Source organism: Novosphingobium sp. AAP93 (genome assembly GCF_001296055.1).
GTDB lineage: Bacteria > Pseudomonadota > Alphaproteobacteria > Sphingomonadales > Sphingomonadaceae > Novosphingobium.
This window is the reverse complement of record NZ_LJHZ01000096.1, coordinates 13415-28105: the sequence shown is the minus strand read 5'-3', so window position 1 is coordinate 28105 and position 14691 is coordinate 13415. Positions and strand designations below refer to the sequence as shown.

At 65.6% G+C, this 14691-nt stretch carries 14 protein-coding genes; 6 read left to right on the top strand and 8 right to left on the bottom strand.

Annotated features, from left to right (window positions below; genetic code table 11):
- Positions 1-127: 127 nt before the first annotated feature.
- Genes IP83_RS14390 through IP83_RS14365 form a run of 6 tightly spaced genes read left to right on the top strand, consistent with a single transcriptional unit; the run spans position 128 to position 6963 of the window.
- Complete coding sequence (locus tag IP83_RS14390) at positions 128-2632, top strand: TonB-dependent receptor (protein ID WP_082364732.1); 2505 nt, start codon at positions 128-130, stop codon at positions 2630-2632.
- Between the two features lie 36 nt (positions 2633-2668).
- A complete protein-coding gene (locus tag IP83_RS14385) occupies positions 2669-4051 on the top strand; it encodes an SRPBCC family protein (RefSeq protein WP_054122922.1) in 1383 nt (460 codons plus the stop codon).
- Positions 4051-4569, top strand: coding sequence for a nuclear transport factor 2 family protein (locus tag IP83_RS14380; protein ID WP_054122921.1), 519 nt, complete (start codon positions 4051-4053; stop codon positions 4567-4569). The genes IP83_RS14385 and IP83_RS14380 overlap by 1 nt, the downstream gene beginning before the upstream one ends.
- Complete coding sequence (locus tag IP83_RS14375; RefSeq protein WP_082364716.1) at positions 4566-5075, top strand: nuclear transport factor 2 family protein; 510 nt, start codon at positions 4566-4568, stop codon at positions 5073-5075. The genes IP83_RS14380 and IP83_RS14375 overlap by 4 nt, the downstream gene beginning before the upstream one ends.
- A gap of 4 nt (positions 5076-5079) precedes the next feature.
- Complete coding sequence (locus IP83_RS14370) at positions 5080-5604, top strand: nuclear transport factor 2 family protein (protein ID WP_054122919.1); 525 nt, start codon at positions 5080-5082, stop codon at positions 5602-5604.
- A gap of 15 nt (positions 5605-5619) precedes the next feature.
- Positions 5620-6963 carry an SRPBCC family protein gene (locus tag IP83_RS14365; protein ID WP_054122918.1) on the top strand — a complete coding sequence of 448 codons (1344 nt, stop codon included), beginning with the start codon at positions 5620-5622 and terminating at the stop codon, positions 6961-6963.
- A 139-nt stretch (positions 6964-7102) separates the two neighbouring features.
- On the opposite strand, the gene IP83_RS14360 is transcribed toward IP83_RS14365, so the two are convergent.
- From IP83_RS14360 to IP83_RS14325, 8 genes are all read right to left on the bottom strand, one after another.
- Positions 7103-8113 (bottom strand): NADP-dependent oxidoreductase, encoded by a 1011-nt coding sequence (locus tag IP83_RS14360; RefSeq protein ID WP_054122917.1) that lies wholly within the window; start codon positions 8111-8113, stop codon positions 7103-7105.
- A gap of 216 nt (positions 8114-8329) precedes the next feature.
- Positions 8330-8863 (bottom strand): VOC family protein, encoded by a 534-nt coding sequence (locus tag IP83_RS14355; RefSeq protein WP_054122916.1) that lies wholly within the window; start codon positions 8861-8863, stop codon positions 8330-8332.
- Entirely contained in the window at positions 8863-10305 is a 1443-nt protein-coding gene (locus IP83_RS14350) for a 2-oxo acid dehydrogenase subunit E2 (protein ID WP_054122915.1), read from the bottom strand. The genes IP83_RS14355 and IP83_RS14350 overlap by 1 nt, the downstream gene beginning before the upstream one ends.
- 10 nt (positions 10306-10315) lie before the next feature.
- Entirely contained in the window at positions 10316-11329 is a 1014-nt protein-coding gene (locus IP83_RS14345) for an alpha-ketoacid dehydrogenase subunit beta (protein WP_054122914.1), read from the bottom strand.
- Positions 11330-11348: 19 nt separating this feature from the next.
- The gene (locus IP83_RS14340) at positions 11349-12323 is read right to left on the bottom strand and encodes a thiamine pyrophosphate-dependent dehydrogenase E1 component subunit alpha (protein WP_054123011.1); all 975 of its coding nucleotides are present in this window, start codon (positions 12321-12323) and stop codon (positions 11349-11351) included.
- Between the two features lie 143 nt (positions 12324-12466).
- Positions 12467-13258: an SDR family oxidoreductase gene (locus tag IP83_RS14335; RefSeq protein ID WP_054122913.1), complete on the bottom strand. Its 792-nt coding sequence runs from the start codon at positions 13256-13258 to the stop codon at positions 12467-12469.
- A gap of 152 nt (positions 13259-13410) precedes the next feature.
- On the bottom strand, positions 13411-13836 hold the full coding sequence (locus IP83_RS14330; protein ID WP_054122912.1) for a nuclear transport factor 2 family protein: 426 nt from the start codon (positions 13834-13836) through the stop codon (positions 13411-13413).
- Positions 13837-13852: 16 nt separating this feature from the next.
- Positions 13853-14614: an SDR family NAD(P)-dependent oxidoreductase gene (locus IP83_RS14325; protein ID WP_054122911.1), complete on the bottom strand. Its 762-nt coding sequence runs from the start codon at positions 14612-14614 to the stop codon at positions 13853-13855.
- Positions 14615-14691: the final 77 nt, after the last annotated feature.

The window sequence follows — 14691 nt, the reverse complement described above, 5'->3', positions numbered from 1 at the left end:
CAAAAGTGGTCAGTTGGCGGATAAACGGTTGAGCCGGTGGGCAAGATTGATACGCTTGCTCCAGTTTGCCGACCCGGAAGAATCCGGGCGGCGAGGCAAGCGAAGTGCGAGAGGCGAGATGCAGCACATGGGGCGGCAGACTGATTCGGTGCGACTGGAATTCCTTTCGGGCACGGCACGCGCTGCCCTGCTTGCGGCGATGGTTCCCGGCGCGCTGCTTGCGGCAAGCCCGGCTCTTGCCGCCGATGAAGCCGCAGCGCCGCCGCAGTCCGGCGCCAGTGCGGAAAGCACGGCATCGACCGGTGTCGAGGACATCATCGTCACCGCCCGCCGCCGCAATGAAAGCGTGCAGAGCATCCCGGTCGCGGTGCAGGCGATCAGCGCCGCCACGGTTCAGGCGCGCGACCTCACCAGCCTCGAGAAAATTGCTGCAGCGACGCCGCAGTTCACCGTCGCGCGCGCTTCGAACGGCGCGGGTGCGCAGCTCACCATGCGCGGCATCGGTTCGAACGCGACCTCGATCGGTATCGAGCAGTCGGTCGCGATCGTAGTCGACAACGTCTATTACGGGCAGGGCCGCGTCATCAACGAGGGCTTCTTCGATCTGGCCCGCGTGGAAATCCTCAAGGGCCCGCAGGCACTGTTCTTCGGCAAGAACGCGACCGCCGGCGTGATCAGCCTGACCACTGCCGACCCTGGCCGGGACCGCGAGATCATGGCCCGCATCGGCTACGAAGCGAATGCGCGGCAGCTCTACGGAGAGGCGGTCTACTCCACTCCGCTGGGCGACAACTGGGGCCTTCGCCTTGCGGTGCGCGGCTCGCGGATGTTCGGCGGCTGGTATCGCAATGCGGCGGGCCCGCAGACCTACACCACGGTCGACGTTGCCAACGGCTTTGCCCCGACCAATCACCCGGCCGCCCCGGCTGCGGCCGACCAGCCGCAGGAACGCGAAGTGATCGGCCGCGCCACGCTGAAGTATGACGGCGGCAGCGGGCTTACCGCGACGATCAAGGCCTCCGGTTCGTGGAACGACACGATCGGCAACGGCTGGAACTATTCGGCGATACGCTGCCCGACCGGCTCCACCGCGCTCAACCCGGCCTACAAGTGCGACGGCGGCTTCAAACTCTACCAGAACAATTTTCCGGTCGATATCGCCAAGGCAACCCCATTCGCGCGCGAGAATGGCGACCTCTACAACACCTACAAGTCGTGGCAGGTCACCGGCACGGTCAACTACGACATGCAGAACCTGACCCTCAACTCGGTCACCAACTACAACTGGAACAACAACAAGTTCGGCTGCGACTGCGACTTCCTCGGCGGCCCGGTCTGGGCGACCGAGAACGCCAGCTACCATGCGTTCAGCCAGGAACTGCGCGCGCTGACGAAGTTTGATGGACCGGTCAACGTGATGTTCGGCGGGCTCTATCAGAAGACCAAGCGCACGTTCTTCCAGACGGTGCTGTTTGCCGGGCTGGAGAACTCGGCCGCGCCCTCCGGCATGCGCTATGTCGCCTATGCCAAGGACTCGGCAACGGACGGCGAGACCTGGTCGGCCTATGGCCAGCTCATCTGGAAGATCCTTCCCACGCTCGAGGCGACCGGCGGCGCGCGCTATACGCATGAAACCAAGAGCAGCTTCTTCACGCAGCCTTACGTGAACCCGGCGCTCACCGGCATCTTCCGTCCGCAGAGCGCGGCGGCGAACGGCGTGCTGACGGCGGATCAGACCTTCAACGACTGGTCGCCGGATGTGACGCTGAGCTGGAAGCCGACCAGCGATATCCTGGTCTATGGTGCCTACAAGACGGCCTACAAGTCGGGCGGTTTCTCCAACAGCGCGATCAACTCCTCGCTGGTGACCGTCAACCCCGTGGGCGACTTCACCTTCAATCCGGAACGCGGCCGCGGCTTCGAGGCGGGGATCAAGACAACGCTGTTCGATCGCCAGCTGCGCGCGAACCTGACGCTCTACAGCTACAAATACACCGATCTGCAGATCGATTTCTTCAACTCGCAGGTCTTTGCCTATGTGACCTACAACGCCGGTGCGGCCCGCTCAAAGGGTGCGGAACTGGAGCTCGAATACGCGCCGCGCGCGGTTCCGGGGCTCTCGCTCCATGGCACGCTCAACTACAACCGGGCACGCTATATCGACTTCATCGCGCCGTGCTGGTCGGGCCAGAGCATCGCAGCGGGCTGTTCGCTCCGGGTGAACGGCATCGAGCAGCAGGACCTCTCGGGCACGCCGACTTCGGCGGCGCCGGAATGGACCGCGACCGCGGGCGTCTCCTATGAGACCGAGATTGGCAGGAACCTGAAGATCGGCGGCAACATTGATACGCGCACATCGAGCTCGTACCTCGGTTCGAGCTTCGGCGATCCGTTCACCCGGCAGGACGCCTATGCCGTGATCGACGCGGGCATTCGCATCGGCGCACAGAACGACCGCTGGCAGCTGGCGGTGATCGGCAAGAACCTGACCAACAGGTTCTACTTCATCGGTGGCGGCACTGCGCCGCTGACCGGCGCGGGTACGGGCACCAACGCCGCGACGCGGGGCGACATCATCGGCTATGGCTCGATGCCGCGCACGGTGCGGATGCAGGTGACCGTGCGGTATTGATCGCATGGAGGCGAGGGGCATGAAGGAGCTTGAGGGATGAACCTTGAAACCAGCCTGCCTCTCCCTGCCGACGAGCCGGGCGCCGCGCGCTGCCCGGGCCCGAGCACGCGGGATATCATCATCGCCGACGGGCAGGATGTGCCGCCCGCGCTGATCGCCGAGGCCTATGCCTTCGCGGGCGACGCGGACATCGATTACGACCGCTACACCTCGCCTGATTTCATGGCGCGCGAGTTCACCCATTTGTGGGCGCGCACTTGGCAATGGGCCGCGCGCGAGGAGCATATTCCGGAAGCGGGCGACTATATCACCTACGACATCGGCCCGTGGTCGATCCTCATCGTGCGCGGCGATGACATGGAAATCCGCGCCTATCGCAATGCCTGCCTGCACCGGGGCACGCAGCTCAAGCGGTCCGACACCAGCGGCAATGCGATGGAGCTGCGCTGCCCGTTCCATGGCTGGCGCTGGTCGCTGGAGGGGGAGCTTTCGCATCTGCCGTGCCGGTGGGATTTCCCGCATGTGAAGGACGAGGAATTCAGCCTGCCGCAGGTGCGGATGGAGACCTGGGGCGGGTTCGTGTTCATCAACCTCGATCCTGATGCGCGCCCGCTGAAGGAGCAGCTGGGGCCGCTCGCCGAGCATTTCTCGGGGCGCTGGGACCTGGCCGACCGGCGGATCGCGCTGCACCTTCAAAAGGAACTGCCGACCAACTGGAAAGCCGCGCAGGAAGCCTTCCTCGAGGCCTACCATGTCTACGAGACGCATTCGCAGGCGCTGCCGACGGCGGGCGATGCCAATGCGCAGTATGACATTTTCAGCGACCACGTGACGCGGTTTGTCCACGTGATCGGCAAGCCGAGCCCGCACTTTACGGGTGAGCAGACCGAGCAGGAGCTGTTCGACCGGCTGCGTGTCGGCGGGGGGACGCTACCGGAAGGGCGCACAGCGCGGTCCTATGCTGCAGAAATGCTGCGCAAACAGATGTCGGCCGATCTGGGTGTGCCGCTCGATCAGTATTCGGACAGCGAGATGCTCGATTCCATCGAGTATCACCTGTTTCCGAACATGTGCCTGTTCCCGGGCGTCTCTCTCCCGATGATCTACCGCTTCCGGCCCATCGGCAACGATCCCTCGCGCTCGCTGTTCGATCTCATGTTCCTGAAGCTGGTGCCGCCGGGCACGCCGGTGGAGCATCCGCCCGAGCCGGTGCGGCTTTCGGTCGAGCAGTCCTATGCCGAGGCGCCTGGGATGAACCCGGGGCTGGGGGGCGTCTACGATCAGGATACCGACAACCTCGCGCTGCAGTATCAGGGCTTTCTCGGCTCGGCGAAGCGCGGGCAGACCTTGGGGAACTATCAGGAAGCGCGCATCCGACAGTTTCACCAGACGCTCGACAACTATCTGGCGAGGGACTGATGGACGCGCTCGATCGCCTCACATCTTGGCAGGCCATCTACGACCTTTGCTGCGACTACATGCGCGCGCAGGACCGGCTCGATCCGGCACTGCACATCTCGGTGTTCCATGACGATGCGACGACCGACTATGGCGCGGGCTGGAAAGGCGATGCGCCGGGCTTCGTGGCCTTCGCGCAGAAGGTGCTCACGCCGCACAAGGCCAATCACCACATGATCGGGCAGGTCCGTATCGATTTCGAGAGTGGCGATCTGGCGTTCGGCGAGGTCTATTTCCAGGCGCACCACCGCGTGGTCGGAGAGGATGGCGGCGAGCGGGACATGTTCGTCGCCGGACGCTACGTCGACAGGTACGAGCGGCGCGATGGCGTGTGGAAGATCGCGCACCGCAGCGAACTGGTCGACTGGGTGCGCGACGAGCCCGCTGCCGATCTGCCCGGGGGTGAGACGATGTTTCCGTGGGGCGCGCGCAGCCCTCACGATCTCAGCTGCCGACGGGAGGAGATGCGGACACGATGAGCATGGTGCGCCCTGACGAGGTTGCCGACCGGCTGGCGATCATGGATTTGCTCAATCGCTATGCGCGCGGGATCGACCGCTGCGATCTGGAGGTGCTACGCAGCGTGTGGTGGCCTGAAGCCAAGGCGGACTACGGCACCGGCGAGATCGACGCGCTGGCGTGGTCGGACGGGGTCGTCCCCGCGCTGGCAGCGATGCGCCGGACGCAGCATTTTCTTGGCAACATGCTGATCGACATCGACGGCATGAGTGCGACGGCCGAGACGTATTGCCGCGCCTATCACGAGGTCGATTCGCCCGATGGCCCCTACGATATGCAGGTCGGCGGGCGCTATCTCGACCGGCTGGAGAAACGGGGCGGCGACTGGCGCTTGCTTCACCGCCGCTATGTGCTCGACTGGAGCCGGAATGGCCCCTCGACCGCGCAGTGGGACGGGCCGCTCTATGGCACGCTGACGCGCCGCGGCCAGCGCATGCCCGATGATCCCCTGTATACCGGAGACTGAACTGATGGCCGCTGAACTCGATCCCCGCGTGGCGCTGCTGCTCGACAAGATGGCCTGCACCGAGCTGGTCCACCGTCTTGCGCGCGGGATCGACCGCTGCGACGCCGATCTGGTGCGCGCGGTGTTCCATCCCGATGCGACCGATGACCACGGCATGTATCAGGGCACGGCGGCGGACTTCGTGCCGTGGGTGATGGAAGTTCTCGCCGGCATGCGCCGCACGCAGCATGTGATCGGTAACGTCCTCGTTGAAGTCGACGGCGACAAGGCCAAGGGCGAAGCCTATTTCATCGCGCACCACCACATTCCCGGCGAAAGCGGCGACAATTTCATGGTCGCGGCCGGGCGCTATCTCGACCGGTTCGAGCGGCGGGACGGGGCGTGGAAGATTTCGCACCGCCACGCCGTCTACGACTGGAGCACAGTCGCCGCTTCGACCGATATGTGGGACCGCGCGAACATGCCGGGTTACGCCTTTGGCGAGCGGGGGCACGCCGATCCTTCCTACAACCACTTCGCCGGTGCCTGAAAAGGAGACCATGACATGACAACGCAAGCCGAACTCGCCCGCGCCCGCGCCACTTCGCTGGCCGATATCTCGCCGCTCGCCGATCCGCCGCTGGGCAATGCGCCGATCACGCCGGACCGCTATTTCTCGAAGGAATGGGCGGATCGCGAGTGGGACAAGATCTGGACCAGGACCTGGCAGATTGCTGGGACACTGGCGCAGATTCCCAACACCGGCGACTGGCTGACAGCGGACTTCGGCCCGGAAACCATCGTCTGCGTGCGCGGCGACGACGGTGCGGTGCGCGCGTTCTACAACGTGTGCCAGCACCGTGCGATGCCGGTGGTGTCGGGCGAGCAGGGTAACTCCAAGCGGCTCGTCTGCCCCTATCACGGCTGGTCCTACGACCTCACCGGCAAGCTCAAGGTCGTGCCCGACGAAGCGGACTTCGTGCAGGGTTCGCCTTGCGGCAAGCTCAACCTCGTCGAGGTGAAGTGCGAGACCTGGGCCGGCTTCGTGTGGATCAACATGGACCCGGAGGCCGCGCCGCTGCGCCAGTTTATGGGGCCGATCGCCGACCAGATCGATACCTATCCGATGGACGCGATGGTCCGCACGCACTGGGTGACGATCGAGGGCAACTTCAACTGGAAGCTGGTGCAGGACAACTTCAACGAGAGCTATCACGTGCCCTTCGTCCATCCGCAGACGAAGTTCGTGATGGAGTATGCGCACAGCTACTGCCAGTTCGATCTCTACCCCGAAGGCCATGCGCGCATGTTCATGCCGGGCGCGGGGCCGACCAAGCAGCTGCGCGGCGGCGAGGCGGAGACGCTGGAAATGCTGCGCGAGGAGCTGGAATTCTGGGAGCTTGATCCCGAGCAGTTCCGGGGCGGCAAGACGGGCGAGATCCGCAAGGCGCTGCAGAAGGCGAAGCGCGAGAAGGGCGCGTCGAAAGGCTTCGATTTCTCGACCTATCACGACGACCAGCTGACCGACCACTGGCACTACACGATCTTCCCGAACCTCTCGTTCAGCCTCAAGCCCGACGGCAACATCTGGCTGCGCGCGCGGCCGCACGAGAGCGATCCGGAGAAGTGCTACTTCGACATGTGGTACATGACGCTCTTCCCGGCGGGGACGACGCGGTACTATTCGCAATCGATGTCCGAATGGGTCGACGTCTCGGTCCCTGCGCCGCACGTGCAGGGCAAGTGGGGCGAGGTTTCGGCCGGGCCGGGCATCGATCAGGACGTTTCGGTGTGGGAAGCGCAGCAGCGCGGGCTGCACTCACGCGGGTACAAGCGCGATTACCTTGCCTGGCAGGAGCGCCGGGTGCGGTATTTCCACCAGAATCTGGAAAAGTGGATGGCGGATTGAGCGCCGACCTTGAATTGATCCGGACTCGTCACCCCGTGCTTGACACGGGGTTGGGCTGTTCTTTTGGTGCAGCGCTGAAAAGAAAAGCCAAGGCCCGGATCAAGTCCGGGCCGACGAGTCCTGGCGAGCCTGGTCTGCGCTAAGCCACTTTCACCAGCACTTTGCCGATCGCGCCGCCGCCCAGCATCTTTGCATAGGCGGCGAGCGTGTTTTCGAGGCCCGGCGTTTCATCGAAGCGGGAGACGAGGCGGCCTTCATCATGCCACTGGCGCAGCGGGGGGATGAATTCCTCGGCGCGGTGGAAGTGGTCGGGGACGAAGAAACCTTCGATGCGCAGGCGCTTCATCAGCACCTGATCATAGCGCGCGGGGCCGGGGAGCGGCTTGTCCGCATCGTAGGCGGCAACGAGTCCGCAGACCGCGACGCAGCCGAAGAGGGCCATGTTGGGCAGGATCGCATCCAGGATCGGGCCGCCGACATTGTCGAAATAGGCGTTGAGTCCGCCGGGCACTTCGGCCGCGAGGCGGGCGGCGATATCGTCCGCCTTGTAGTCGATGGCGATGTCCGCGCCGAGTTCCTCGGTGAGGTAGGCGCACTTGGCGGGGCCGCCCGCGATGCCGACGACATGCGCGCCGAGATTGCGGGCGACTTGCACGGCAAGGCTGCCGGTGGCTCCCGCGGCGGCGGAAACGGCGATCCACTGGCCGGGCTGGATGCGCGCGGTGTCGCGCACGCCGAGGAGCGCGGTCCAGCCGTTCATGCCGAGCGCGCCGAAGTGTTCGCGCAGGTCCGGCAGGCTTTCGTCGAGTGCCATCAGGCCGGCCTCGGCCGGGGTGACGACGGAGTAGTCCGCCCACTGCCCGAACCCGCGCACGAGGGTGCCTGCGGGGAAGGCAGGATCGCGGGTTTCGACCACGCGGCCGATGACGAGGCCGGACATCTTGACGCCGAGCGGCAGCGGCGGCTGGTAGCCATCGGTGCGCGGGCCCATCCACATGCGCGTGCCCGCGTCCATCGAGAGCCACTGGGCGGCGATGCGGACCTGCCCCTCGGCAAGCGGCTGGAGCGCTTCTTCGCGGAAGGAGAGGGCACTGGCGAAGTCGTCGCCCTTGGGGTGGGCATCGAGCTGCCAGAAGCGGTTCTTGTTCATGGGGAGGGGCCTTTGCAACTCAGCAATACGTCAACACATACCGTCACCCTGAACTTGTTTCAGGGTCCATCGTGCCGCAAACACAGCTGTTGCTGGAGCGAACTGCGCTGCGGGGTAGGGGGCAAAACCGGAAGCCTCTGGGCAAACCGAGGGATGGACCCTGAAACAAGTTCAGGGTGACGGGTTTGGTGTTGGGGGCTGTGTGGACCTGGTCCATCAGCGCAGGCGGATGGTGGTGATGAGATCGCGCGGTGGGGCGCCTTCCTTGGCGGCATCGGCGACCATCGCGTAGAAGCCGAGCAGGCTGGGGCGGGGCCTGTAAAGCTCGGTCATGTGGCCCAGCGCGGCGCTGGTATCGGCGAAGGCATAGACGAAGCCGTCGGCCATTTCGGCGCGCATGGCGGTGGGGGAGCCCTGGGCGTCGAACTCGGCGAGGGCGGCATCCACATCATCGACGAACACCGCGACATGGTGCAGGCCAAAGCGACTCGATCCTTCCGGGTACATGTCGTGAAAGGGCGAGGGGCCGGGATTGTTCTGCTGGACGAACTCCACCATCACCTCGCCCCATTGCCCGTAGGCCGAGGAGTGATCGTGGAGCCGCTCGACGCCGCGATGGACGCAGCGCGCCACCGGGATGTTGTCCGCCACGAAGAACGGGCCGGAGCCATAGGCCGCGTGGTGCGCGCGGGCGGCCGCGCGCACATCGGCGCAGAAGTACGCGACCTGCCGGATGGGCAGGTGGCGCATCAGCTGAACAGCGATTCCGGCGCTTCGATCAGGGCCTTGAGCGTCTGCAGGAAGGCCGCGCCCGCCGCACCGTCAATCGCGCGGTGGTCGACCGAGAGCGAAAGCCTGATCTGGCTTTCGAACGCGATGTCTCCATCCGCCGTTTCGGTCGCGACGCGGTTGATGCCGCCAACCGCAAGGATCGCACCCTGCGGCGGATTGATGATCGCGTCGAACTCCTCGATCCCGAACATGCCGAGATTGGAGACGCTGAAAGTGCCGCCGTCCATGTCCTCGAAGCTGAGGCGGCCGGCCTGCGCCTTGTCGATCAGCGCGCGGGTGGTCGCGGCGATTTGCGCGATATGCATCCGGTCGGCCTGCCGCACGATCGGTGTGACAAGGCCCTTGGGGCTCGCGACCGCGATGGCGACATCGGCATGGGGGAAGCTATGCACCGCATCGGCGGCGACTTGCACGTTGACATCCGGATGCCGGACCAGCGCCATGGCGACGGCCTTGACGAGGTAGTCGTTGATCGAGGCCTTCGTGCCCATCACGACGTTCGCCGTCTTGCGCAGTGCGACAAGTTCATCGACCCGCGCCGAGACGCGCAGGTAGAAGTGCGGGATCGTCTGCTTCGCCTCGGTGAGGCGGCGGGCGACGACCTTGCGCACCTTGTCGAACGGCTGGATCGTCGGCGTGTTGGCCACGGCCACGAACGGCGCGCCGAACGCGGGCGCGGGGGCAGCTTCGGGCACGGCAGGCTTCACAGCGCCCAGCACGTCGGCCTTCGAGATGCGGCCGCGGGGACCGGTGCCCTTGAGGGTCGAAAGGTCGATGCCATACTGCGCGGCAAGGCGCGCGGCGAGCGGCGAGGCGAAGACCGCGCGGTTCTCAGCCGGGAGTTCGGCAGGGCCGACCGGGTTCAGCGCGTGCTCGGGGCGCATGGCTTGCACCACGTCCTGATAGGTGATGCGGCCGCCGCGGCCCGAACCCTGGATCGGCTCGATATCGACGCCATTGGCTTCGGCGAGCTTCAAGGCTTCCGGGCTGATCGGGCGGTTGGTGACGATCTTCTTGGGCTCCGGCGCAGCGGCGGAAGCGGGCGCAGGCGCGGCAGCGGCGGACGCAGCTTCGGCACCGGCCTTGGCGGCGACGGCGGTTTCAGCCGGCTTGAACGACGCCACGAAGGCATCGACTTCGGCCTCGGTCGCGGTGGCATCGGTGAACACGCCAAGCAGCGCGCCGACCGGCTGGGGCTGGTCGCTGGCGGGGACGAGCACGCGCTTCAGCACGGCGTCGAACTCGGCTTCGACTTCGTTGGTGATCTTGTCGGTCTCGATCAGGCAGATCACCTGACCGCGCGAGAAGGCCTCGCCTTCCTTGACCATCCATTCGGCAACCGTGCCCTCGGTCATTTCGATGCCCCACTTGGGCATGCAGAACGGGCGGATATCGGCCATGACGGCTTCCTTAGCGGTAGGAGAGGACCTTGCGCACCGCCGCTTCGATCTTGGGGATCGAGGGCAGGTACGCGGTTTCCAGCTCGCGCGCGAACGGGACGGGCGTGTGCGGCGGATTGACGCCGAGCGGCGGCGCCTTGAGGCTGGCGAAGGCCTTTTCGGCGACCAGCGCGCAGATGTCGTTCGCCAGGCTGCAGCGCGGCGGGGCTTCGTCGACCACGACAAGGCGGCCCGTCACTTCGACCGAATCGAGGATCGCTTCCTCGTCGAGCGGGCTGGTGGTGCGCAGGTCGATCACATCGCAGCCGATCCCTTCGGCGGCGAGCTTGTCGGCCACCGCCTCGCAGAACCCGAGCAGCAGGCCTGTGGAGACGATGGTAACATCGTTGCCCGCGCGGCTGAGGCGTGCGTGGCCGAACGGGATCATGAAGTCCTTGTCGTCGGGCACTTCGCCCTTCACGCCGTAAAGCGCCTTGTGCTCGAGGAAGATCACCGGATCGTCGTCGCGGATCGCGGTGCGCAGCAGGCCCTTAACGTCAGCCGGAGTGCTCGGCATCACGACCTTGAGGCCGGGCATGCCGGTCAGGATCTGGTGCGCGGCCTGGCTGTGCTGCGCAGCGGCGTTGTAGCCAGCGCCCCAGGCCATGCGGATCACCGCAGGGCACTTGGTCTTGCCGCCGAACATGTAGCGGAACTTGGCGATCTGGTTCCAGATCTGGTCGAGCGAGACGCCGATGAAGTCGGCGAACATCAGCTCGGCCACCGGGCGCTTGCCCGAGAGAGCGAGACCGGCTGCCGCGCCGACAATGGCGCTCTCCGAGATCGGGGTGTCGATCACGCGGTCACCGCCGAACTTGCCGTAGAGGCCGGTCGAGGTCGACCAGATACCGCCGATCGCTTCGGGGCCGCCAGCGGTGCCATTGCCGCCCACCACGTCCTCGCCCAGCACGACGACGTTCGGGTCGCGCTCCATTTCCTCGGCGATCGTGGTGAGGACCGCCTCGCGATACATCATTCTTGCCATTGGTCGCGCTCCTCGGGGGTCAGTACGAGATGTAAACGTCTTCGAGGACGTCTTCGGGGGTCGGCCGCGGGGCGGCCTTGGCTTTGGCGACAGCGGTTTCAATTGCCTCCATCACGTCGGCATCGACCGCATCGATGTCGGCATCGGTGAGCAGGCCTGCCCCCGTCACGCTGGCGCGAAACTTCTTGATGCAATCGCGCGTCTCGCGGATGCGCTCGAGCTCGCCCGGACCGCGATAGCGCTGCGGATCGCCTTCGAAGTGGCCGAAGAAACGCTCGGTATCGAACTCGACTGCCGCCGGGCCATTGCCGGGGACGCGCACGTAATCGAGCACTTCGCGCATCGTTTCATAGACCGAGAAGAAATCGGTGCCGTCGCCGCGCCACACCTTCATGCCGAAGGCCTCTGCGCGGCTGGCGATGTCCTTCTGCGTGCCGACCGCATATTCGAAGCCGGTGTGTTCGGAATAGTGGTTGTTCTCAAAGACGAAGATGCAGGCCGCCTTGGTGACGACCGCCATGTTCATCGCCTCGAACGTGGTGCCCTGGTTGCACGCGCCGTCGCCCGAGAAAGTGATGGCGACGTGGCCCTTGCCGTCGATCTTGGCGGCGATCCCCGCGCCCACCGCGATGGGCGCGCCCGCGCCGACGATGCCGTTGGCGCCGAGCATGCCCTTGTCGACATCGGCGATGTGCATCGAGCCGCCCTTGCCCTTGCACAGGCCGTCGCGGCTGCCCCAGATCTCGGCCATCATGCCGTTCACGTCGCAGCCCTTGGCGAGGCAGTGGCCGTGGCCGCGGTGGGTGGAGACGATCTTGTCGTCATCCGAGAGGTGCTCGCACACGCCGACCGCGACGGCTTCCTGCCCGCAGTAGAGATGGGTGAAGCCGGCGATCTCGCCGGTCTGGATATCGATATGGAGGCGTTCCTCGAACTCGCGGATCACCTTCATCTGGCGATAGGCCTTGAGCAATTGGTCGCGGCTGAGCTGCACCTTCAATCTCCCGGTAGCTGGCCAGCGCAGGCGGTCGGCGCCCCGCGCGGAACATGCGAATGACATGGCCACCCAGCGCATGGGTTGAGAAGCCATAAAAGTGATAGGCATGCGCGGATTTCCGCGCCGTCACCTGCCCCTGGTTACCTGTCGGTGCGGGGCACCGTCGTCCCGGCGATGATCGAGGCACCGTCGTCGATCACGTGGCTCTGCCCGTTGATGAAGCGGCTCTCGTCGGAGGCGAGGAACAGGACGAGATTGGCGACATCGACCGGCTCGCCGAGGCGGTTCATCGCGGTGGCGTTGTCGTGCACCGGCGCCGCATCGCCCAGATCGGCCAGCTTGCCGCCAAGGCTGCGCACCATCGGCGTGTCGATCCCGGCGGGGAGCACCGAATTCGCGCGCACGCCGCGCCCGTTCTTGATCGAATAGGCGGCGGTGGCGCGGGTATAGGCATCGATCGCGCCCTTGGCCGCGCTGTAGGCGGCGAAAGTCGGCTCGCCCTGGATCGCGGCGATGGAGGCCATGTTGACGATCGAGCCGCCGCCGTTCGCGGCCATGGCGGGGATCGCGTGCTTGGTGCCGAAGACGACACCGTCGATGCTGACCGCCATGATCTTGCGGTAGTTGGCCTCGGTCAGCGTTTCGGGATCGCCGAATTCGACGACGCCGGCGTTGTTGACGAGGATGTCGAGCCGGCCATGGCGCGCCACGACATCGGCAACGAGCGCTTCCCATGCGGCTTCGCTGGTGACGTCGAGGTGCTGGTATTCGGCACTGGCGCCGAGTTCGGCGGCGAGGGCGCTGCCTGCGGCATCATCGACATCGGTGAGGATGACGCGGGCACCTTCGGCCACGAACAACCGCGCATCGGCGGCGCCGAGGCCCTTGGCCGCGCCGGTGATGATGGCGACTTTGCCTTTCAGACGGTCCATTTCAGCTTATCCATTCTGCGTAACAACAACTTCGTCATTGCGAGCGGAGCGAAGCAATCCAGAGCGCATGAGCGCAGCCGCTCTGGATTGCTTCGTCGCTTCGCTCCTCGCAATGACGATAGGGCGGAACGAGGGGGCGAGGGGCGGTAGCCTCACCCCTCCAGCTTCACCGCACCGGGGCGCGGCGGGCCGGCTTCGCGGGCGACGAGCGCACAATCGTGGTAGTGGATCGTGTATTCCACCATCAGTCCATCGACGCAGCGGGTCGTCTCGGCCAGCGAGGTGCTGATGCGGTTGCCGGTGAGCTTCGAAGTCATCGTCATGCGCAGCTGCAGGCAGAAGTAGTTCTCGTCCGTGAGGATGCCGAGCCGGTCGACCACGACATCGTCCCAGTAGCTCCACACGTGCGGGAACAGGCGGATCAGCGCGTCCTGCCCCTTCCAGTCGCCGCCGAAGGGTAGCTCCGGCGGCTCGTGGACGACGTAATCGGGCGAGGTGATCGCCATGACGCCGGCCCAGTCGCCCTTGTCGATGCAGCCGAGCATGGTCTCGGCGAGTTCGCGCGGGGTTTTCGTCATATCTGAATCCCGGGCTTCAGAACTGCACGCGCTTGGTGAAGCCGCCGTCGATGATCAGATTGACGCCGGTGGTGTAGCAGGACGCGGGGCTGGCGAGGAACACGACCGAGCGCGCCACTTCGTCCGGCGCGCCGAGGCGGCCCATCGGCATCTGCGCCTGGATGCTCTTGTAGAAGTCCGGCATTGCGCCCTGGATCATGTCCCAGCTGCCGCCCTTGAACTCGATCGGGCCGGGCGAGACGGTGTTGACGCGGATGCCCTTGGGCGCGAGCGCCTGGCTGAGCTGCGAGGCATAGGTGATCAGCGCGGCTTTGATCGCGTTGTAGGCCTGCGGCATGATGAAGGTCTCGACCGCTGCGGTCGACGACATCACGATGATCGAGCCTGCGCCCGAGGCTTCGAGCGCGGGGGTCAGCGTCTCGATGCCCTTGACCGCGGCCATGATGTCGACGTCGAGGCACTTCTGCCAATCCTGCGTGGCGCCCGCGCCCGAAACGCTCGCCATATTGATGAAGATGTCGCAGCCGCCGAGCTTTTCCACCGCGCCGTTCAGCCAGGCGACGTAGCCGTCGAGGTTGCCGGTCATGTCGAAGGCCTCGCCGTGGGCCTTGCCTTCATTGCCAGCGAGTTCGGCCAGCGCGGCATCGATCTTGGCCTGATCGCGCGAGAAGAACGCGACATCGGCGCCTTCGCTGGTGAGGATCTTGAGGATCTCGAGGCCGATGCCGCGGGCCCCGCCGTTCATGATGACTTTCTTGCCCTTGAGACCCAGATCCATCGCACGCTCCATCCATGATTTGCGCCCGGCAGATCCGGGCCTTTGCGGACGCAGAATAGCCAAAACGAGGGGCCTGA

Coding starts and splice junctions, on each gene's coding strand:
- IP83_RS14365 (WP_054122918.1), top strand. CDS start 5,620: ATGACAACGCAAGCCGAACTCGCCCGCGCCCGCGCCACTTCGCTGGCC.
- IP83_RS14350 (WP_054122915.1), bottom strand. CDS start 10,305: ATGGCCGATATCCGCCCGTTCTGCATGCCCAAGTGGGGCATCGAAATG.
- IP83_RS14345 (WP_054122914.1), bottom strand. CDS start 11,329: ATGGCAAGAATGATGTATCGCGAGGCGGTCCTCACCACGATCGCCGAG.
- IP83_RS14335 (WP_054122913.1), bottom strand. CDS start 13,258: ATGGACCGTCTGAAAGGCAAAGTCGCCATCATCACCGGCGCGGCCAAG.
- IP83_RS14385 (WP_054122922.1), top strand. CDS start 2,669: ATGAACCTTGAAACCAGCCTGCCTCTCCCTGCCGACGAGCCGGGCGCC.
- IP83_RS14325 (WP_054122911.1), bottom strand. CDS start 14,614: ATGGATCTGGGTCTCAAGGGCAAGAAAGTCATCATGAACGGCGGGGCC.
- IP83_RS14380 (WP_054122921.1), top strand. CDS start 4,051: ATGGACGCGCTCGATCGCCTCACATCTTGGCAGGCCATCTACGACCTT.
- IP83_RS14330 (WP_054122912.1), bottom strand. CDS start 13,836: ATGACGAAAACCCCGCGCGAACTCGCCGAGACCATGCTCGGCTGCATC.
- IP83_RS14390 (WP_082364732.1), top strand. CDS start 128: ATGGGGCGGCAGACTGATTCGGTGCGACTGGAATTCCTTTCGGGCACG.
- IP83_RS14360 (WP_054122917.1), bottom strand. CDS start 8,113: ATGAACAAGAACCGCTTCTGGCAGCTCGATGCCCACCCCAAGGGCGAC.
- IP83_RS14370 (WP_054122919.1), top strand. CDS start 5,080: ATGGCCGCTGAACTCGATCCCCGCGTGGCGCTGCTGCTCGACAAGATG.
- IP83_RS14375 (WP_082364716.1), top strand. CDS start 4,566: ATGAGCATGGTGCGCCCTGACGAGGTTGCCGACCGGCTGGCGATCATG.
- IP83_RS14355 (WP_054122916.1), bottom strand. CDS start 8,863: ATGCGCCACCTGCCCATCCGGCAGGTCGCGTACTTCTGCGCCGATGTG.